At 39.0% G+C, this 19,932-nt stretch carries 12 protein-coding genes, 7 tRNA genes and 3 rRNA genes; 20 read left to right on the top strand and 2 right to left on the bottom strand.

Annotation, left to right across the window (positions count from 1 at the left end):
- Positions 1-12 precede the first annotated feature (12 nt).
- Positions 13-891 carry a ribonuclease HIII gene (gene rnhC / locus D7I46_RS09960; RefSeq protein WP_120772751.1) on the bottom strand — a complete coding sequence of 293 codons (879 nt, stop codon included), beginning with the start codon at positions 889-891 and terminating at the stop codon, positions 13-15.
- A gap of 186 nt (positions 892-1,077) precedes the next feature.
- Between rnhC and rplM the strand changes: the two genes are divergently transcribed.
- The 12 genes from rplM (at position 1,078) to D7I46_RS09900 (ending at position 7,760) form a co-directional block, all read left to right on the top strand.
- Complete coding sequence (gene rplM / locus D7I46_RS09955; protein ID WP_120772750.1) at positions 1,078-1,524, top strand: 50S ribosomal protein L13; 447 nt, start codon at positions 1,078-1,080, stop codon at positions 1,522-1,524.
- A 19-nt stretch (positions 1,525-1,543) separates the two neighbouring features.
- Positions 1,544-1,936, top strand: a complete 393-nt coding sequence (rpsI, locus tag D7I46_RS09950; RefSeq protein WP_120772749.1) for a 30S ribosomal protein S9 — start codon at positions 1,544-1,546, stop codon at positions 1,934-1,936.
- A gap of 293 nt (positions 1,937-2,229) precedes the next feature.
- Positions 2,230-3,776: ribosomal RNA gene (locus tag D7I46_RS09945) — 16S ribosomal RNA — on the top strand.
- Between the two features lie 93 nt (positions 3,777-3,869).
- Positions 3,870-3,942 (top strand) — tRNA-Ala (locus D7I46_RS09940).
- Between the two features lie 186 nt (positions 3,943-4,128).
- Positions 4,129-7,026 (top strand): 23S ribosomal RNA (locus D7I46_RS09935).
- An 83-nt stretch (positions 7,027-7,109) separates the two neighbouring features.
- Positions 7,110-7,225, top strand: a 5S ribosomal RNA gene (gene rrf / locus D7I46_RS09930).
- The 16S, 23S and 5S rRNA genes sit together here with 7 tRNA genes alongside, the layout of an rRNA operon.
- Before the next feature lie 3 nt (positions 7,226-7,228).
- Positions 7,229-7,301 (top strand) — tRNA-Val (locus D7I46_RS09925).
- A gap of 34 nt (positions 7,302-7,335) precedes the next feature.
- Positions 7,336-7,415, top strand: a tRNA-Tyr gene (locus tag D7I46_RS09920).
- 16 nt (positions 7,416-7,431) lie between these two features.
- A tRNA-Trp gene (locus D7I46_RS09915) sits at positions 7,432-7,502 on the top strand.
- A 10-nt stretch (positions 7,503-7,512) separates the two neighbouring features.
- Positions 7,513-7,585: transfer RNA gene (locus D7I46_RS09910), tRNA-His, on the top strand.
- Positions 7,586-7,592: 7 nt separating this feature from the next.
- Positions 7,593-7,664 (top strand) — tRNA-Gln (locus tag D7I46_RS09905).
- A gap of 12 nt (positions 7,665-7,676) precedes the next feature.
- Positions 7,677-7,760: transfer RNA gene (locus D7I46_RS09900), tRNA-Leu, on the top strand.
- Positions 7,761-7,944: 184 nt separating this feature from the next.
- Here the strand turns inward: D7I46_RS09900 and D7I46_RS09895 are convergent.
- The gene (locus D7I46_RS09895; RefSeq protein WP_120772748.1) at positions 7,945-10,641 is read right to left on the bottom strand and encodes a cation-translocating P-type ATPase; all 2,697 of its coding nucleotides are present in this window, start codon (positions 10,639-10,641) and stop codon (positions 7,945-7,947) included.
- Positions 10,642-10,767: 126 nt separating this feature from the next.
- Here D7I46_RS09895 and D7I46_RS09890 point away from each other — a divergent pair, with 126 nt between their 5' ends.
- The 8 genes from D7I46_RS09890 to D7I46_RS09860 all read left to right on the top strand — a co-directional run bounded on the left by D7I46_RS09890 (position 10,768) and on the right by D7I46_RS09860 (position 19,892).
- On the top strand, positions 10,768-11,289 hold the full coding sequence (locus D7I46_RS09890) for a DUF536 domain-containing protein (RefSeq protein ID WP_120772747.1): 522 nt from the start codon (positions 10,768-10,770) through the stop codon (positions 11,287-11,289).
- Positions 11,290-11,579: 290 nt separating this feature from the next.
- Complete coding sequence (gene gap, locus D7I46_RS09885) at positions 11,580-12,590, top strand: type I glyceraldehyde-3-phosphate dehydrogenase (RefSeq protein WP_120772746.1); 1,011 nt, start codon at positions 11,580-11,582, stop codon at positions 12,588-12,590.
- A gap of 144 nt (positions 12,591-12,734) precedes the next feature.
- Positions 12,735-14,741, top strand: a complete 2,007-nt coding sequence (gene recG, locus D7I46_RS09880; RefSeq protein ID WP_120773343.1) for an ATP-dependent DNA helicase RecG — start codon at positions 12,735-12,737, stop codon at positions 14,739-14,741.
- 174 nt (positions 14,742-14,915) lie between these two features.
- Positions 14,916-15,641 (top strand): hypothetical protein, encoded by a 726-nt coding sequence (locus tag D7I46_RS09875; protein WP_240424412.1) that lies wholly within the window; start codon positions 14,916-14,918, stop codon positions 15,639-15,641.
- A 195-nt stretch (positions 15,642-15,836) separates the two neighbouring features.
- Complete coding sequence (locus D7I46_RS09870) at positions 15,837-16,679, top strand: Rgg/GadR/MutR family transcriptional regulator (protein WP_120773341.1); 843 nt, start codon at positions 15,837-15,839, stop codon at positions 16,677-16,679.
- Positions 16,680-16,921: 242 nt separating this feature from the next.
- Entirely contained in the window at positions 16,922-18,109 is a 1,188-nt protein-coding gene (locus D7I46_RS09865) for a class III lanthionine synthetase LanKC N-terminal domain-containing protein (protein ID WP_240424411.1), read from the top strand.
- A gap of 35 nt (positions 18,110-18,144) precedes the next feature.
- Positions 18,145-18,663: a lanthionine synthetase LanC family protein gene (locus tag D7I46_RS13565; protein WP_240424410.1), complete on the top strand. Its 519-nt coding sequence runs from the start codon at positions 18,145-18,147 to the stop codon at positions 18,661-18,663.
- Positions 18,660-19,892: an MFS transporter gene (locus D7I46_RS09860; RefSeq protein WP_120772745.1), complete on the top strand. Its 1,233-nt coding sequence runs from the start codon at positions 18,660-18,662 to the stop codon at positions 19,890-19,892. The genes D7I46_RS13565 and D7I46_RS09860 overlap by 4 nt, the downstream gene beginning before the upstream one ends.
- Positions 19,893-19,932: the final 40 nt, after the last annotated feature.

Below are 19,932 nucleotides of genomic sequence, written 5' to 3'. Positions count from 1 at the left end.
ATTTTATACTTTCTATATTTTAGAGATTTTTAATGCTTTTTTAGTATTAGCAAAATGTAGTTTTGCTAAATCTCGAAGAGAATCAATCCCTTTAGCTTTGATGATTTCAGCAGCAATTTTATCAGAATTTGCTCCTGCACCACTAGGTAATTTGAAACCAGAACTAATAGACAGGGTCCTAAGATTTTCTAAAAAAAGAAAACGAGCAATGATAGAACTCACTGCTACTGCTAGAAATTGATCTTCTGCTTTGGTCAGTAGGGTTACTTTTGTCAGTACCTGATTTTTCTCGCTTTTTACATATTTCTTATAGTTCGCCTCCGTTGTAAAAGCGTCAATAATAATGGCAGCAGGAGATTTTTTTAACTTTTGTTCCAACAAAAAAATGGCTTGATTATGCAAAGCAACTTTAATACTAACAGCATTATAGCCTGATTCAATAACCTCATTATATTTTGAAGGCTCAACAACTAGAGGAATATGTAGGACTTTGTCCATTAAGATAGGAGCAATTTCTATAATTTTTTCATCAGTCAGTTTTTTGGAGTCAGCAACGCCAAGTTTTTTCAAGAATGCAAGATTTTCAGAGTTAACGTAACTTGCAACAACAAACAATCCTCCAAAATAAGAACCGTTTCCTACTTCGTCTGTACCAATAATATTAGTTTGGTTTTCTGGAACTTCTTGCATACTATATCCAAAAACACTAGCCAATTTTTCAGCTTCCGCACCTTGAAAAACAACTTTCCCAGAAGTATAGACCGAGATAGAAGTTTTTTTAACTTTAGCAAAAAAAGTAATATAAGGATTTTTAGATGAAGTTTTATACTGATTAAATTTAATATATAACTGCTCAAGTTCTTTTTTATTTAATTTTAGAACAATGTTCATAAGGATATTCTACCACAAAAAAACGACCAATAAAAACGAAAAAATCTTGACAAAGCAAATAAAAATATGATATGATGATAAACGGTATTGTTTACCCCATTTTTGTGGCCCCGGAAACCCAAAAATACCTAGCAATTAAGGAATGATTGCCCGTAAACAAATTCTAGTAAAAGGAAAATAAGCAAAATGATGAAAACCACTTTCATGGCTAACGCACAAAACGTTGACCGTAAATGGTACGTAGTTGATGCGACAGATGTTCCTCTTGGACGTCTTTCTGCAGTTGTAGCAAGCGTACTTCGCGGTAAAAACAAACCAACTTATACACCTCATGCTGATGCAGGAGACTTTGTAATTGTTATCAATGCTGAAAAAATCAAATTGACTGGTAAAAAAGCAACAGATAAAGTTTACTATTCTCACTCACTTCACCCAGGTGGATTGAAATCAATCACAGCTGGTGAACTTCGTGAAAAGAACGCTGTTAAATTGATTGAAAAATCAGTTAAAGGTATGCTTCCACACAATACACTTGGTCGTGCACAAGGCATGAAACTTAAAGTGTTTGTTGGCGGAGAACACACTCATGCAGCTCAAAAACCTGAAGTTCTTGACATCTCAGGTTTAATCTAATCAGGAAGGAACGAAACAAATGGCACAAGTACAATATGCCGGCACAGGCCGTCGTAAAAATGCAGTAGCACGCGTACGTCTCGTACCTGGTACTGGTAAAATCACTGTAAATAACCGTGATGTTGAACAATATATTCCACATGCTGATATGCGTTTGGTTATCAACCAACCATTTGCAGCCACACAAACAGAAGGTGCTTATGACACACTCGTAAACGTTAATGGTGGCGGTGTATCAGGTCAAGCAGGAGCTATCCGTCATGGTATCGCCCGTGCATTGCTTGAAGTGGACCCTGACTTCCGCGGTTCTTTGAAACGCGCTGGTCTTCTTACACGTGACGCTCGTATGGTTGAACGTAAAAAAGCTGGTCTCAAGAAAGCCCGTAAAGCATCACAATTCTCAAAACGTTAATTTTATTATTAATAGGACAAAAGCTCCAATTATTTTTGGAGCTTTTTTTGTACTAAAAAGTGATAATACAGACCAGCAATAAAAAAAATATAAAAAAACACAACAAATTCTTGACAAAGGAAGTGGTGTTTGATAGAATATAATAGTTGTCGCGAGAGAGGGAAGCCGCTCAAGCGAATAGACCCTTGAAAACTGAATAAAGAAGAATGACTCATGTGATGTAGTAAGATACATCAAAAAATCTGTCAATCAATAATGAAAGACAAGCCAGTCACTACGGTGACTTAAATACTTTATTTGAGAGTTTGATCCTGGCTCAGGACGAACGCTGGCGGCGTGCCTAATACATGCAAGTTGAGCGCTGAAGGAAGGTACTTGTACCGACTGGAAGAGCAGCGAACGGGTGAGTAACGCGTGGGGAATCTGCCTTTGAGCGGGGGACAACATTTGGAAACGAATGCTAATACCGCATAACAACTTTAAACACAAGTTAAAAGTTTGAAAGATGCAAAAGCATCACTCAGAGATGATCCCGCGTTGTATTAGCTAGTTGGTGAGGTAAAGGCTCACCAAGGCGATGATACATAGCCGACCTGAGAGGGTGATCGGCCACATTGGGACTGAGACACGGCCCAAACTCCTACGGGAGGCAGCAGTAGGGAATCTTCGGCAATGGACGAAAGTCTGACCGAGCAACGCCGCGTGAGTGAAGAAGGTTTTCGGATCGTAAAACTCTGTTGTTAGAGAAGAACGTGTGTGGGAGTGGAAAATCCATGCAGTGACGGTATCTAACCAGAAAGGGACGGCTAACTACGTGCCAGCAGCCGCGGTAATACGTAGGTCCCGAGCGTTGTCCGGATTTATTGGGCGTAAAGCGAGCGCAGGTGGTTTATTAAGTCTGGTGTAAAAGGCAGTGGCTCAACCATTGTATGCATTGGAAACTGGTAGACTTGAGTGCAGGAGAGGAGAGTGGAATTCCATGTGTAGCGGTGAAATGCGTAGATATATGGAGGAACACCGGTGGCGAAAGCGGCTCTCTGGCCTGTAACTGACACTGAGGCTCGAAAGCGTGGGGAGCAAACAGGATTAGATACCCTGGTAGTCCACGCCGTAAACGATGAGTGCTAGATGTAGGAAGCTATAAGTTTTCTGTATCGCAGCTAACGCAATAAGCACTCCGCCTGGGGAGTACGACCGCAAGGTTGAAACTCAAAGGAATTGACGGGGGCCCGCACAAGCGGTGGAGCATGTGGTTTAATTCGAAGCAACGCGAAGAACCTTACCAGGTCTTGACATCCCGATGCTATCCTTAGAGATAAGGAGTTACTTCGGTACATCGGTGACAGGTGGTGCATGGTTGTCGTCAGCTCGTGTCGTGAGATGTTGGGTTAAGTCCCGCAACGAGCGCAACCCCTATTACTAGTTGCCATCATTAAGTTGGGCACTCTAGTGAGACTGCCGGTGATAAACCGGAGGAAGGTGGGGATGACGTCAAATCATCATGCCCCTTATGACCTGGGCTACACACGTGCTACAATGGATGGTACAACGAGTCGCGAGACAGTGATGTTTAGCTAATCTCTTAAAACCATTCTCAGTTCGGATTGTAGGCTGCAACTCGCCTACATGAAGTCGGAATCGCTAGTAATCGCGGATCAGCACGCCGCGGTGAATACGTTCCCGGGCCTTGTACACACCGCCCGTCACACCACGGGAGTTGGGAGTACCCGAAGTAGGTTGCCTAACCGCAAGGAGGGCGCTTCCTAAGGTAAGACCGATGACTGGGGTGAAGTCGTAACAAGGTAGCCGTATCGGAAGGTGCGGCTGGATCACCTCCTTTCTAAGGAATAGTTACAAAGACGTGAGCATTCAACTTTATTCAGTTTTGAGGGTTTAGTTAATAAACCTAAGCAAGAATCAAATTCTTGATTGTGGGGCCTTAGCTCAGCTGGGAGAGCGCCTGCTTTGCACGCAGGAGGTCAGCGGTTCGATCCCGCTAGGCTCCATTAAGATAGGAAGGGCGGTCCGCTTGCGGAAAGTTCAGTTATCTTATTGTCAACGAAGACATAAAAATAGAATTGAACATTGAAAACTAAATAACAATATCTAATAACGATAAATAAACCGAAAAGCTGTGAATTTTAAAGAATTTACAAACTTATACTTGAAAAACGATGATTTTAAATCATCATGGCAAAGTTAATAAGGGCGCACGGTGGATGCCTTGGCACTAAGAGCCGAAGAAGGACGTGACTAACGACGATATGCGACGGGGAGCTGTAAGTACGCTTTGATCCGTTGATTTCCGAATGGGGAAACCCAGCTGCTACTAGCAGTTATTCATGAGTGAATACATAGCTCATGTAAAGGTAACGCAGAGAACTGAAACATCTAAGTACCTGCAGGAAGAGAAAGTAAAAACGATTTCGTAAGTAGCGGCGAGCGAACGCGAAGAAGGGCAAACCAAGAAGCTTGCTTCTTGGGTTGTAGGACTGCAACGTGGACTTAAGCATTATAGTCGAATAACCTGGGAAGGTTAATCAAAGAGGGTAATAATCCCGTAGACGAAATAGCGCTTATACCTAGCAGTATCCTGAGTAGGGCTGGACACGCGAAATCCAGTTTGAATCCGGGAGGACCATCTCCCAACCCTAAATACTCCTTAGTGACCGATAGTGAACCAGTACCGTGAGGGAAAGGTGAAAAGAACCCCGAGAGGGGAGTGAAATAGCACCTGAAACCGTGTGCCTACAAGAAGTTCGAGCCCGTTAATGGGTGAGAGCGTGCCTTTTGTAGAATGAACCGGCGAGTTACGTTATGATGCGAGGTTAAGTTGAAGAGACGGAGCCGCAGCGAAAGCGAGTCTGAATAGGGCGTTTTAGTATCATGATGTAGACCCGAAACCTAGTGACCTATCCATGAGCAGGGTGAAGGTGTGGTAAGACGCACTGGAGGCCCGAACCAGGACACGTTGAAAAGTGTTTGGATGACTTGTGGATAGCGGAGAAATTCCAAACGAACTGGGAGATAGCTGGTTCTCTCCGAAATAGCTTTAGGGCTAGCGTCGAAATGTAAGTGTATTGGAGGTAGAGCACTGTTTGGGTGAGGGGTCCATCTCGGATTACCAATCTCAGATAAACTCCGAATGCTAATACACATGTTCGGCAGTCAGACTGCGAGTGCTAAGATCCGTAGTCGAAAGGGAAACAGCCCAGACCAACAGCTAAGGTCCCAAAATATATGTTAAGTGGAAAAGGATGTGGGGTTGCACAGACAACTAGGATGTTAGCTCAGAAGCAGCTATCATTCAAAGAGTGCGTAATAGCTCACTAGTCGAGTGACCCTGCGCCGAAAATGTACCGGGGCTAAACATATTACCGAAGCTTTGGATTGATATTTTATCAATGGTAGGAGAGCGTTCTTAACCGCGAAGAAGGTATACCGTGAGGAGTGCTGGAGCGTTAAGAAGTGAGAATGCCGGTATGAGTAGCGCAAGATAAGTGAGAATCTTATCCACCGTAAGACTAAGGTTTCCAGGGGAAGGCTCGTCCGCCCTGGGTTAGTCGGGACCTAAGGCGAGGCCGAAAGGCGTAGTCGATGGACAATAGGTTGATATTCCTATACTAGATATAATAGTGATGGAGGGACGCAGTAGGCTAAAGGATGCCAGTTAATGGATTCTGGTCTAAGCAGTGAGGTGTGAGATGTGTCAAATGCATTTCTCTTTAACATTGAGCTGTGATGGGGAAGTTTCTACGGAAACGAACTCCTTGATGTCACACTGCCAAGAAAATCTTCTAGCGTTAAATTATATCTACCCGTACCGCAAACCGACACAGGTAGTCGAGGCGAGTAGCCTCAGGTGATCGAGAGAACTCTCGTTAAGGAACTCGGCAAAATAGCCCCGTAACTTCGGGAGAAGGGGTGCTGGTGTAAAAGCCAGCCGCAGTGAATAGGCCCAAGCAACTGTTTATCAAAAACACAGCTCTCTGCTAAACCGCAAGGTGATGTATAGGGGGTGACGCCTGCCCGGTGCTGGAAGGTTAAGAGGAGGAGTTAGCGTAAGCGAAGCCCTGAATTGAAGCCCCAGTAAACGGCGGCCGTAACTATAACGGTCCTAAGGTAGCGAAATTCCTTGTCGGGTAAGTTCCGACCCGCACGAAAGGCGTAATGATTTGGGCACTGTCTCAACGAGAGACTCGGTGAAATTTTAGTACCTGTGAAGATGCAGGTTACCCGCGACAGGACGGAAAGACCCCATGGAGCTTTACTGTAGTTTGATATTGAGTACCTGTAAGTCATGTACAGGATAGGTAGGAGCCATTGAAATAGGGACGCTAGTTTCTATTGAGGCGTTGTTGGGATACTACCCTTGACTTATGGTTACTCTAACCCGCTGGCAATATCGGCCAGGGAGACAGTGTCTGACGGACAGTTTGACTGGGGCGGTCGCCTCCTAAAGAGTAACGGAGGCGCCCAAAGGTTCCCTCAGATTGGTTGGAAATCAATCGTAGAGTGTAAAGGTATAAGGGAGCTTGACTGCGAGAGCTACAACTCGAGCAGGTAGGAAACTAGGGCTTAGTGATCCGGTGGTACCGCATGGAAGGGCCATCGCTCAACGGATAAAAGCTACCCTGGGGATAACAGGCTTATCTCCCCCAAGAGTTCACATCGACGGGGAGGTTTGGCACCTCGATGTCGGCTCGTCGCATCCTGGGGCTGTAGTCGGTCCCAAGGGTTGGGCTGTTCGCCCATTAAAGCGGCACGCGAGCTGGGTTCAGAACGTCGTGAGACAGTTCGGTCCCTATCCGTCGCGGGCGTAGGAAATTTGAGAGGATCTGTCCTTAGTACGAGAGGACCGGGATGGACCTACCGCTGGTGTACCAGTTGTTCCGCCAGGAGCACGGTTGGATAGCTATGTAGGGAAGGGATAAGCGCTGAAAGCATCTAAGTGCGAAGCCCACCTCAAGATGAGATTTCCCATTCGTAAGAATTAAGAGCCCAGAGAGATGATCTGGTTGATAGGCTGGAAGTGGAAGCCCTGTGAGGGGTGGAGCGGACCAGTACTAATCGCTCGAGGACTTTACCAAGAGAGTCAAATATAAAATGCTTATGGTTTAGGAGTTAGAAGAATTGTTATTTAGTTTTGAATGTTCAAAGTAACATTTAATGATTTGGTCATCATTGCGATGGAGATACACCTGTTCCCATGCCGAACACAGCAGTTAAGTCCATCTACGGCGGAAGTACTTGGGGGTTGCCCTCTGGGAGATAAGCTAATGGCCAAGTTTGGGGAGTTTAGCTCAGCTGGGAGAGCATCTGCCTTACAAGCAGAGGGTCAGCGGTTCGATCCCGTTAACTCCCATAGGTTGGTTCAGCCTTTATTTGAATACATAGTTGGAAGGGTAGCGAAGAGGCTAAACGCGGCGGACTGTAAATCCGCTCCTTCGGGTTCGGGGTTCGAATCCCTCCCCTTCCATTTGTTTTATACTTGTACGGGCATAGTATAAAGGTAGTACAAAGGTCTCCAAAACCTTTGGTGTGGGTTCAATTCCTGCTGCCCGTGTTTCATTATGGCGGATGTGGTGAAGTGGTTAACACACCGGCTTGTGGCGCCGGCACTCGCGAGTTCGATCCTCGTCATCCGCCTTTTTAATGGGGTATAGCCAAGCGGTAAGGCAAGGGACTTTGACTCCCTCATGCGTTGGTTCGAATCCAGCTACCCCAGTTGTTATGTTTCGCCGAAGTGGCGGAATAGGCAGACGCGCCAGACTCAAAATCTGGTTCCTTCACGGGAGTGCCGGTTCGACCCCGGCCTTCGGCATAACGTTGACGATAACTCGCCTATGGTTATCGTTTTTTTGTTTGATTTTGAATGAAAATGTTCATTAAGACATGAGTAAAGATTGGTGAAGTGATAACAAAACTCCAGATTTAGTAGTCTGGAGTTTTGTTGTGCTTTTTTTAATTTTTTTTGTGTTTAATTAAACATTTTTAGAGTGCTTATTTTATCCGATAAATTTTTTGTTTTGTTTGTTGAGAACTAATTTTGTAAATTCAATAACGAGTATGCTGACTAGTGATAAGCTAATTGCAATAAGCCAATGAGTTGCTGATAGACTGGTAATCTCTAAAATATTCATTAGGAAGGGAACATGAGTAAAGATTAATGTGATTGTCAGTGAGAGTAGTGTTGTACCAAAAATCATTTTGTTTGCAGTAATACCTGATTTGAAGATAGATTTGTTACTCTTTGCATTATAAACATTAATAGTAGAAGCAAGTGTTAGTATAACAAATGCCATAGTCTGACCAAGTTGATGGCTTGGGGTTTGACCAGCAATCTCAATAAATCTTCCGAGATAGAAACCAATAAGCCCAGTTACAATAAAGCTTGCGGAACAAATCGCTATTCTCCAACTGACTCCACGTGAGAATAAACTTTCTTTTACTCCAATAGGTGGTTGATGCATTAGATGCTCATCAGCTTTTTCCCGTGAAATACCGAAACCTGGTATTCCATCAGCAAGGACATTAATATAAAGAAGTTGCATTCCAGTGAATGGTAATCCCCAACCGACAATTGCACCGATAAGCATAATGAGGATTTCGGCTACATTTGCTGAAAGTAAGTAATAGATTGTCTTTTTGATATTAGCATATACACGGCGCCCTTCTCGGACAGCTCCAACAATGGTGGCGAAGTTATCATCAGCGAGGACGATATCAGATGCAGATTTTGCTACCTCAGTTCCTGCGATTCCCATAGCTGTCCCGACATCAGCGGCTCGTAAACTTGGGGCATCGTTGACGCCATCGCCTGTCATAGCTACGATTTGTCCTTTATCTTGCCAAGCTTTGACGATACGAAGTTTGTCTTCTGGACTGACTCGAGCGTAGACGGAAACTTTTTCGATGTCAGTTTTTAGTTCGTTATCTGTCATTGCTGACAGAGTCAGACCATCTACAACTTTGTCGCCATCACGATAAATATCTAATTCTTTAGCAATTGCCTTGGCTGTTAGTGCGTGGTCACCAGTAATCATAATTGGTTTGATTCCAGCTGTACGTGCTTCTGCTACAGCTGCTTTAGACTCTGGACGAGGAGGGTCAATCATACCTATGATTCCAAGGAAATTGAGGTCTTCTTCAAGTTCTGTCAGTACTGATGGAATTTTATCAATAACTTTGTAAGCAAGAGCAAGGACACGAAGTGCATTGTCAGCAAACTCGTCATGAACTTGTTGTGCTTCAAGAAGAAGCTCTTCTTCTAAATCAGGTTGTAAAGCGGCTGTGCCATCAATATTAAGAATATGATGGTGACGCGTAGTGTGCTGACTTGTTGGTGCAAGTCGGTCAAATGCTCCCTTTGTGAGCACCATATAGCGTCCTACATATTGAGGATGTGGAATGACGACCGTCATTTTTTTTCGTGAGCTATCAAAGGGAAGTTCGGCGATACGTTTTGGTGCTTTTTCAGGATGGTAGAGGTCATGAGCAATCAGAAAACGGATAATCGAAGCTTCTGTTGGATCACCATGAACTTCCCAGCTGCCGTCTTTGAGTTGGGCGGTGGCATCTGATGCATAGGCAAAATTTTGCATGAGTGTCACTTCATGGTCTGAGAGATGTCCACTGGACCAAGTTTCATTGCCTGAGAGCCAAAGCTTTTGGATTGTCATTTGATTTTGAGTTAATGTACCTGTCTTATCAGACGCAATGACAGTTGCATTACCGAGTGTTTCTACTGCGGGAATGTTACGAATAATTGCACGTTTGTGCGCCATGTTTTCTACGCCGTAAATAAGACTGAGGGTAACGATAACAGGAAGTGTTTCGGGTACAGCGGCGACTCCAAGAACAACTGCGGTCATGAGATTATCAACTAGAGGAATGTTGCCATAAAACATATTGATAGCAAAAATTAGGACACCTGCACCAAAAGCAATAATAGCAAGACGTTTTGCGAGTTTATCAATCCGTTTTTGAAGTGGAGTTTTTCCTTTGACTTGTTCGCCAATCAATGTAGCAATTTGTCCCATTTGCGATTGATTTCCCACAGCGACAACGATGCCTTGCGCAGTGCCGTTAAGTACATTTGTCCCAGAAAAAACCATGTTGAGTTGGTCTCCAAGTGGTACTTCGTCTGTAATGATAACATTGGCATCTTTATCAATTGGCTCAGACTCACCTGTCAGCGAAGATTCATCAATCTGAAGCGAGTTGCTACTAAGTAGCCGCACATCAGCGCCCACCTGCATTCCAGCAGAGAGTTGAATTAAGTCTCCACAAACAAGTTCAGAAGATGAAATCGTCTGAATCTTTCCTTCACGTAGAACAGTAGAGGTAGGTGAAGATAGTTTTTTTAGTGCTGATAGAGCATTTTCAGCTCTACTTTCTTGAAAAGTAGAAACTACAACATTGATAATTACAATGAGCAGAACAACGATTGTCTTCGTATAATTACCATTTCCTATGAGAGCCAGATATCCAGCTAAGATCGCGACAGCAATAAGAATGAGATTCATCACTTCAAGAAGATGATGGGCAATTTTTTGAAGTAGATTAGGGCCTTTTTGCTCAGTGAATTCATTACTTCCAAAAGTATTTCGATTTTTGATGACTTGTTGGCTATTTAATCCAGTTTCAGAGTTGATATGATATAATTCTTTGATGCTTTCAATCGGCTCAGTTTTATATTTCATTGATAAATTCCTTTCGATAATTAAAAATGCTATAATCTAATTATAATATTTTTCTCATTTTTATAGAAATAATATACAAATAAATTTTTATAAAAAGGCTGTATAAATAGCCAAAAATATGGTATTATGGATGATATGGAAACTAAAACAGTAAGTGAATTGGCAGAGCTTTTTGGAGTGACACGTCAAGCGATGAATAAACGTGTGAAATCGTTGAATGCTAAATTCGTAGAGAAAAATGAGAAAAATATAACAGTTGTAAATAAAGAAGGCATTCATGAACTTGAGCATTTGTACGGGAAAGTCGTAACTGCTGAGGCTGAAGTGGTAGAAAAAGAATCCATATCAACGGCAGAACTCTCTGTCAAAACGGATGATGCGACATCAGCAGCTTACGAAATGATTAGTGCGTTGATGAAAGATAAAAGTGCTGAAATTGACCGTTTGAATAATCAACTTGAATCGAAAGATAAACAGCTTTCTGTCAAGGATGAACAAATTGCCGAAAAAGATGCGCAAATTAAGAAACAACAAGAACTGATGGAGAAAGCACTTACTGATCAAAAGCAATTTTTCACAGATTTACAGGAAAGCATAAAGAATGTGGAAAATAAAGGATTTTTTGGTCGATTATTTGGAAAAAAGTAATGATATAAAAAATACATCTGGAACACAGTTGTATTTTTTTATATCAATTTATTTTTGTCAGTACTGACAGAAATTTTGAGCAATTTTAGGAAGTCGTCAGTGAATTTAATGTAAACCGCTTTCAGTTGTTATCGCTCTACTGTTGCTTTTATAGCGCGCTTCTAGGGGAGTTTATGTTTGCAAATTTCGAAAAAAGTGTTAAAATAAAAGAGTAAGTTAAATGATTAACTTAGTCACTTTAAAAGGTTCGCCTTTTATAAAATTTAATCCCTATAAGGAGGAAACTACTCATGGTAGTTAAAGTTGGTATTAACGGTTTCGGTCGTATCGGTCGTCTTGCTTTCCGTCGTATTCAAAATGTTGAAGGTGTTGAAGTTGTTGCAATCAACGACCTTACAGATCCAGCAATGCTCGCTCACTTGTTGAAATATGACACAACTCAAGGTCGTTTCAACGGTAAAGTTGAAGTTAAAGATGGTGGATTCGAAGTTAACGGTAAATTCGTTAAAGTAACTGCTGAATCAAATCCTGCTAACATCAACTGGGCTGAAGTTGGTGCAGAAATCGTTCTTGAAGCAACTGGTTTCTTCGCAACTAAAGAAAAAGCTGAACAACATTTGCACGCTAATGGTGCTAAGAAAGTTGTTATCACAGCACCTGGTGGAAGCGACGTTAAAACTATCGTTTTCAACACTAACCACGACGTACTTGATGGTACTGAAACAGTAATCTCAGCTGGTTCATGTACAACTAACTGTCTTGCTCCAATGGCTGATACTTTGAACAAACAATTCGGTATCAAAGTTGGTACAATGACTACAGTTCACGGTTACACTGGTGACCAAATGACTCTTGATGGCCCACACCGTGGTGGAGACTTCCGTCGCGCACGTGCTGCAGCTGAAAACATCGTACCTAACTCAACAGGTGCTGCTAAAGCTATCGGTCTTGTGTTGCCAGAACTTAATGGTAAACTTCAAGGTCACGCACAACGTGTACCAGTTCCAACTGGTTCATTGACAGAACTTGTTACTATCCTTGATAAAGAAGTTACTGTTGAAGAAATCAATGCAGCTATGAAAGCAGCATCTAACGAATCATTCGGTTACAACGAAGACCAAATCGTTTCATCTGATATCGTTGGTATTTCTAACTCTTCACTCTTTGATGCTACTCAAACTGAAGTTACTTCAGCTAACGGCGTTCAACTTGTTAAGACTGTATCATGGTACGATAACGAAATGTCATATACTTCAAACCTTGTTCGTACTCTTGAACACTTCGCTAAAATCGCTAAATAATTTTTCGATTTTAAAGATAAAAAATCAGCTTTGATGCTGGTTTTTTTATTTGAGAGATTAACTATTTCATAGATTTGATCTCTTGATATTGAAGTTGGTGGAGAAAACAGGCAGTTTTATTGGTTTTTATTGTATAATAAAGTTATGAACTTAACAGACTCAATACAATATTTGAAGGGTGTGGGACCTAAAGCAGTAGAAAACTTCCATAAGTTAGGCATCTTTACTGTTCAGGATTTATTGCTCTATTTTCCATTTCGCTACGAGGACTTTGCATCACGCGGCGTTTTTGAGTTGCTTGATGGTGAAAAAGCGACGATTATTGGTACGGTAGTGACACCCGCAAATGTGCAGTATTATGGGTTCAAACGAAATCGACTTTCTTTTAAAATTAAGCAAGGCGAGAGTATTGTGGCAGTTAGTTTTTTCAATCAGCCCTATTTGGCAGATAAAGTTGAAGTGGGTACAGAAATTGCTGTTTATGGGAAATGGGAACTTGCAAAGCAACAACTTTTGGGAATGAAGGTTGTAGGGCAAGTAGACTCGGGGTTTGAGCCTGTTTATCATCTAACAGCAGGTTTGAAGCAAACGCAACTTGTTAAGGCGATTCAACAAGTCTTCAACGACGGGGTTTTAGAGGATTTACAGGAAAATTTGCCTGATTATCTTTTGGAAAAATATCGTTTGATAAATCGGCAAGAAGCGGTGCATGCAATGCATTTTCCAGAAGATATGGAGCAACACAAACAAGCGCTAAGACGTGTAAAATTTGAAGAATTATTTTTCTTTCAGTTGAAACTTCAAGCCCTTAAAAATAAAGAAAAATCTGGACGAGAAGGTCTGTTAATTAAGTTTCAACAAAATGAAATTGATGATAAAATGCGTGAGTTGCCATTTGAGTTGACGAATGCCCAGAAGTCGGCTTTAAATGAAATTTTATCGGATATGAAATCACCTTATCATATGAATCGTTTGTTGCAAGGAGATGTGGGTTCGGGAAAAACCGTGGTAGCGAGTCTTGCGATGTATGCCGCTTGTTTGGCGAATTTTCAAGCAGCTATTATGGTACCTACAGAAATTTTGGCTAGACAGCACTTTGCAAATTTACAACAACTATTTCCTGAATTAAAGATTTCTTTATTAGTTTCTGGATTGAAAGCTGTCGAGCGACGTCAGATTCTGTCAGATTTAGCTTCTGGGCATACGCATATGATTGTGGGAACGCACGCATTGATTCAAGATGGGGTGGATTTTTACAATCTAGGTTTGGTAATTACTGATGAACAGCACCGTTTCGGAGTCAATCAACGTAAAATTCTTAGAGAAAAGGGACAAAATCCTGATGTTTTGATGATGACGGCAACGCCTATTCCGCGGACACTTGCGATTACAGCATTTGGTGATATGGATGTGTCAATTATTGATGAATTGCCAAAAGGACGGCAGCCAATTACAACACGATGGGTTAAGCATGAGCAACTTTCAGAGGTTTTGAAATGGATTCAGACTGAACTTTTACATGATGCACAGGTTTACTTTATTTCCCCTCTTATTGAAGAAAGCGAAGTATTAGATTTGAAAAATGCTGAGGCACTTTATGCTGAATTGAAGGCTTACTTTGGAGCTTTCGCTCATATTGGACTTTTGCATGGTAAGATGAAAAATGAAGAAAAAGAACAAATCATGCAGGAGTTTAAGTCTGCAAAGCTTGATATCTTGGTATCAACGACGGTCATTGAGGTTGGGGTTGATGTACCAAATGCAACAATTATGGTAATTATGGATGCTGACCGCTTTGGATTATCACAACTTCATCAACTTCGAGGACGTGTAGGGCGTGGTGTGAAAAAGTCTTATGCGATTTTAGTGGCAAATCCGAAATCAGACTCAGGTAAACAACGGATGAAAATTATGACTCAGACACAAAATGGTTTTGTCTTAGCTGAGGAAGATTTAAAAATGCGTGGTTCTGGTGAAATATTTGGAGTGCGGCAAAGTGGTATTCCTGAGTTTTTGGTGGCTGATTTAGTTAACGATTACAATATTTTGGAAGTGGCAAGACAAGAAGCTGTTGCAGTATTTAAGACAGCAGACGAACCAGTGCATCGTTGGTTGATTGCTCAAGTTGAAGTGGGCGGTGGATTTGACTAGAGGTTTCTTGTTTGTATGCTAGCTCCACTTTAAAATCTGATAGGAATTTTATTAGTGGTAAGTGAAATTAATGCGTCATGGTGCTGATTTTACGCCATGAGTCAATCCGTTGGCGTTTTTTACAACGGACTAGTTAGAGATTATGTGAGTGTGAAAAATTATGAGGATTGTAAGATGACATCAAAGCAGGAGATTGATGAGATAAAAATCAATGATTTAATCAATGAAATAGGACAAGACTTTGAACGACTAAAAAATTTTCCTGAAATAGCAGAAGTTGTCGTGCCTAATAGTATACCAATCCTTTGGTTTGGAGATTTGGAAGCTTATGAGAAATCTGATTTACGAGTGCTGACGGTAAGTAAGAACCCATCGGATGCAGAATTTGGCGAAAATAAGCGTTTTAAAAATTTATCGGCACTGACAGAAAGGGCAGGTAGCCTGTCAGTAAATATTGAAGTTTATAAAAGTGCGTTAAACCAGTATTTTCAATATAATCCGAGTCGTTGGTTTAATCAGTTAGCGAAGTTTCTACCCATATTTAACGCGAGCTATACGGGTGGAAAAAATGTAGCGATACATGCAGATTTGTTCACACCAATTGCAACGCATCCTGTTTGGCCTGGATTGAGTAAAATGCAGCAAGAGCAATTTGATTCAAAGTTAGCGAAATTAGTTAATGTACTGCAACCAGATGTGTTGATAACTAGTTTGTCAGCAAGTAATCTCAAAATTTTGTTGAAGAGCTTGGGAAAGGAATACACACTCATTTTTGATAAAAATGAACCAGATAAATCTGCAAAATATGTTCGTGCTTACAGAGTTAATCATCATCTAATTGTCATCAATGGACGAAATTTTCAAGGCACTTACTTTGGGGAATGTCAGCAGAATTTGTGAAAAATGCTTTGAGCGAAATCAATAAATTCTGTCAGCACTGATAGAACTAAACATGAGAAAAAAATACTGACAGAAATTTCTGTCAGTATTTTTTATTTACCAAGGAGTTACCGTTAGTTCGTAATGTAATTGTTGCGGTTTTATAGAGTAGAATTATTCTCAAATCTTGATAATAATTTTGTTATAATAAAGAACATGGATATAGAAACTGGACGAATATTTCGAGAATTGAGAAGAGAAAAAGGTATATCATTAGCCGAAGCGAGCAACGGAGTCTTATCAGTTTCCCAGCTTTCGCATTTTGAACGAGGAGAGGGAGATTTAACAATCGAAAAATTTTTTGCTTTGCTTCAAAATATGGATATATCAATAAATGAATTTTCAATGTTCTCGAAAAAGGACTCGTCTTCAGCCCTATTTGAACAAGCTGGAAAGCTAGAGCAGGAGGGTAATATAGATGATTTATTTAAACTATATGAAAATGAGCGAATAATATATAGAAAGACAAAAGAAAAACAAGCACAACTGAATGAAATTGCACTAAAATCAATCTTGATTAACTATGGAAAATTTGAACGATTAACGGTAATTGAGCAGGAAGTTTTAGAAAGTTATTTTTATGAAATCAAAGAATGGAAATTTTCAAATCTAAGATTTTTCGCTTTCACACTTTCGCAAATGGATATTGAATCTATACTTTTTTACTTAGATGATATTCTGGAACAAGATAGATTGAATGATAATGATTTAGTTTTGATGATTTTGAGAAATACAATCTACGTACTGGAGCAAAACAATCAGAAAGAAAAAGCAAAAATTTATATGAATAAATTTAAGTCCTTAATCCCAGAAGTCGGAACGGTAGAAATAGGTATTTCCTATGCAACACAAGAGGCAAACCTGTATGAAATTTCTGGTAATTTTGGTGCAGCGATTAAAATTTTAGAAAAGATAGCTGAAACTTACGAAAATTTCTTTATGCCCAAAAAATCAAAAATTTACAGAGAAGAAATAAAAAAGTTACAACAAAAGTTGTGACTTTTTTATTATATATAGGAATTTTTTAAAAAATTGAATTTATTATAGTAAAATAATTTTATCAAATAAGGAGGTGCTCGACATGAAAGAGCAAGTTATCGAACTTCATCTTCTTCCAAAGGAAGTTGAAAATGAAGAAGAGGTCACTATCACACTTGGCTGTCCAGTTTTCTGAGGCGATTCACGTAAGTACCTAGCTTCTATGCAGTAGTTAGGTACTTTTTATCATTAGGAGAAAGATTATGGAAGAATTTACCTATTTTGCTACAGAGAGATATTTATTACCAAAATATGGCTTTAAAATTCATATTTCTGCAACGTTAGAGAGCTATGAAGAAGTTTTTGATTTGACCAAAAAGTATTTATCAAATAAAGAATTATTTTATAAATACTTATCTAACAGAGAAAACTTTATAAAGAACATCTCAAAAACCGCCTCTCCAGCGGAAAGTGGTAAATTATTTACAATTTATCCTTCAAATATAAAAGAAACCGAAAAAATTTTAAGGAATTTATCCGATACTTTAAAAGAATTAGATGGTATTTATATTTTAAATGATAGAAATTTTCATATGTCGAAAACTGTTTTTTATAGATTCGGATTTTTTCAAGATGTCGATAATCGCAAGATTGAAAATAAAGGGAGCGTTTGGAAAGATTTCCAAAAAACATATTTTGATTTACCACAATCGATAGATGATCCATTTTATCAAAAGCCAGAAATAGTAGAGAAAGAAAGTCGTCCAAACATTTTAGCTTTTGAGGGATTAAATAGTGGGGAATTGCGTAGGAAAGAATTTTTGATAAGTAAATTATTAAATTCAAATCATTTTTTGCGACCTGTTAAAAGTTTTAGATATTGGATTAATAATTATTATGTTTATAAATTTATTAAAGGAAAGACACTTTGTGATTTTCAAAGTAAACTATTTTTATTTGACGATTTAACAGCAGAGAAATTAATGGTTTTAAAAAAGATTGTCTACCAACTCATTTGTATTTTGGAAGAGGCGCATAGGAAAAATATAATATTGGATGATATTCATCCTGATAATTTTTGGGTCAGTGATGACAACGAAATTTTTTTTATTGATTTAGAATTTGCTCATCAATTTGATGAAAAAGGAAAAATTACAGCAAATACCGAAGGTTTTTATTTAGAAGAATGGTCAAATTTAACAGAAATAGAAAAAGATTTACGGAAGTTTGGTGAAGTTATTTTATTTGTCATCGGTCAATTCAATATTTTTGATAAGCAAGAGCGAGGGGTTCAGGATACTGTTCAATTAGTTACCAAAATTCTTGAGCGTTTTGAAATAAACTCAAATATTGCTGAATTATTGAATTATTTATTTAATGGGAATTCTGCTAGAAGAGCTTTAGAAATAGCTAAAAAACTATATTTAAAAAATTTGATTTCTTTTCAATAATATCTAGAGAGTACTTAAAGAATACGGAAGATTCAATGAAAATTATTAATGAAAATAAAGTTGGTAATATCGGACTCAATGGTTTAACGGGTTACTTGTGGAATTTATCATTGATGGGTTATAGTGAAATAATTGATGAAAAGATTGAATATTTGCTGACAAAGTTGAATGGCTCATTTTTACACTTAACTGGTAAAAATTATTCTCCCTATGTATTGAATGGTTCTAGTGGGTTAGCATTGTTTTTAATGAATTATAATTTTAAAAAATATGAAACTCAAATTATAAGTATCTCAAATGGAATGAATGTAAAATTTGCGAAATCAATGGATTTTGAGAAAGGATTGCTAGGAATATCATATTTTTTATTGGAAGTTTATAAAAAGACAGGAGATAAAAAATATTTGAATTGGGTAGATGAGCAACTCCAAACTTGTCAAGTCTTTGTTAAGAACAAAAAATTATACAACTTTTATACTAAAAATTATGAAGAAGATTTCCTGAAAGGATATAAAGGTTATCTATTTGTTAAAGAGATGAGGGAGAGATTATGAAGTCACTAAGAAAAAATAAGACATTCACTTCATTGTTATTCAGTTCGATTTTTTCTATGCTTGGTACAAGCTTGTTTAACATTGTTTTTTTAATTTACGCAAGTGAGTTTCCTAATCCTAAAATAATGATTTCAATAGCAGAAATTTGTGTTCTTATTCCTGTTTTATTTGCGGCTTATACAGGTTTTTTATCGGATAAGACAAAAAGTAAAGCAAATGCTATGATTCGTTCAAGTTGGTGTCAAGGGATTTTGTTTCTTTTTCTGACATTTTTAATAATGGAGAAAAATGTTATAACTTTTATTTCAATTGCTATAGTTAAAATCTTAACCGACTTGATTACTAGCTATAAGTCTGGTTTGCGGGCTCCAATTTTACAAAACAATCTTGCTAAAGAAGAAGTACAACCAGCTTTTGGACAGCTTCAAGGTCTGTCATCGATTGTTGAAATTGTAGGCCAGCCATTAGGAGTGACAATCTTAGCGATTTCACATCAATCATTTATTTTAGTAGTCTTGATAAATGGAATTTTATACTTATTGAGTGGCTTCTTTTTGTTAATTTTTCGTAAAAATCTTACTTCAAGCACCACAAATTTTGACGAAAATCTTAAAATCAATATTAGGGAAAGTTTCTCGCAAATTCGTAAACTTTTCATGATTAATAGTTCATCAAATTTTTTGATTCTGCTCTTTTCTTTAGTTTTTGTTAACTTTATCTTAGCAGGAATAGGCCCTTTATTGAGTTTGAGTATGCTAAAATTTAATCCATTTCCAGTAAGTTATGGAACAGCTGTAATGATTTTCAATGTTGTTTTGATGTCAGGGATGCTCACAGGGTCGCTTATAATGGAGGATAAGTTGAAGAAGCAGCCTCTTTCAAATTTGTTGCTCTTTACCTTTCTTATGGTTGCCATTTTTTCAGGTTTAATTCTCCATTTTGGTTTGTTCGCACTGTTCTTCTTGTTTGTACTAGCTTATATTGCTGCGAAAGTAAATCCCAAGATTAATCAATTGATTTTGGAAAATATCTCTCCCGAAAATTTAGGAAAAATTAGTGGTGGCATAACAACAATCTTCACAATTTCAATACCATTTGGTGGAGTTGTTTTTGTATCTTTAGCGAATCTAATAGGTGTCTCTACCACATTTTATATTATTTCGGGATTAGCGTTTCTTATTTTCTGTATACTGCTCTTTCCAGAAATTTCTAAAAAAGTTAGAAGTTAAATGATTGACGAAATAAAAAATACTGACAGAAATTTCTGTC

It is taken from the genome of Lactococcus allomyrinae, from assembly GCF_003627095.1.
GTDB lineage: Bacteria > Bacillota > Bacilli > Lactobacillales > Streptococcaceae > Lactococcus > Lactococcus allomyrinae.
This window is presented reverse-complemented; position numbering and strand designations above follow the sequence as displayed.

What these genes read in the sequence shown, in the direction of transcription:
- D7I46_RS09895 (WP_120772748.1), bottom strand. Translation starts at nt 10,641, where the DNA reads ATGAAATATAAAACTGAGCCGATTGAAAGCATCAAAGAATTATATCAT.
- recG (WP_120773343.1), top strand. Translation starts at nt 12,735, where the DNA reads ATGAACTTAACAGACTCAATACAATATTTGAAGGGTGTGGGACCTAAA.
- D7I46_RS09865 (WP_240424411.1), top strand. Translation starts at nt 16,922, where the DNA reads ATGGAAGAATTTACCTATTTTGCTACAGAGAGATATTTATTACCAAAA.
- D7I46_RS13565 (WP_240424410.1), top strand. Translation starts at nt 18,145, where the DNA reads ATGAAAATTATTAATGAAAATAAAGTTGGTAATATCGGACTCAATGGT.
- gap (WP_120772746.1), top strand. Translation starts at nt 11,580, where the DNA reads ATGGTAGTTAAAGTTGGTATTAACGGTTTCGGTCGTATCGGTCGTCTT.
- rnhC (WP_120772751.1), bottom strand. Translation starts at nt 891, where the DNA reads ATGAACATTGTTCTAAAATTAAATAAAAAAGAACTTGAGCAGTTATAT.
- D7I46_RS09860 (WP_120772745.1), top strand. Translation starts at nt 18,660, where the DNA reads ATGAAGTCACTAAGAAAAAATAAGACATTCACTTCATTGTTATTCAGT.
- D7I46_RS09875 (WP_240424412.1), top strand. Translation starts at nt 14,916, where the DNA reads ATGACATCAAAGCAGGAGATTGATGAGATAAAAATCAATGATTTAATC.
- rplM (WP_120772750.1), top strand. Translation starts at nt 1,078, where the DNA reads ATGATGAAAACCACTTTCATGGCTAACGCACAAAACGTTGACCGTAAA.
- rpsI (WP_120772749.1), top strand. Translation starts at nt 1,544, where the DNA reads ATGGCACAAGTACAATATGCCGGCACAGGCCGTCGTAAAAATGCAGTA.
- D7I46_RS09890 (WP_120772747.1), top strand. Translation starts at nt 10,768, where the DNA reads ATGGATGATATGGAAACTAAAACAGTAAGTGAATTGGCAGAGCTTTTT.
- D7I46_RS09870 (WP_120773341.1), top strand. Translation starts at nt 15,837, where the DNA reads ATGGATATAGAAACTGGACGAATATTTCGAGAATTGAGAAGAGAAAAA.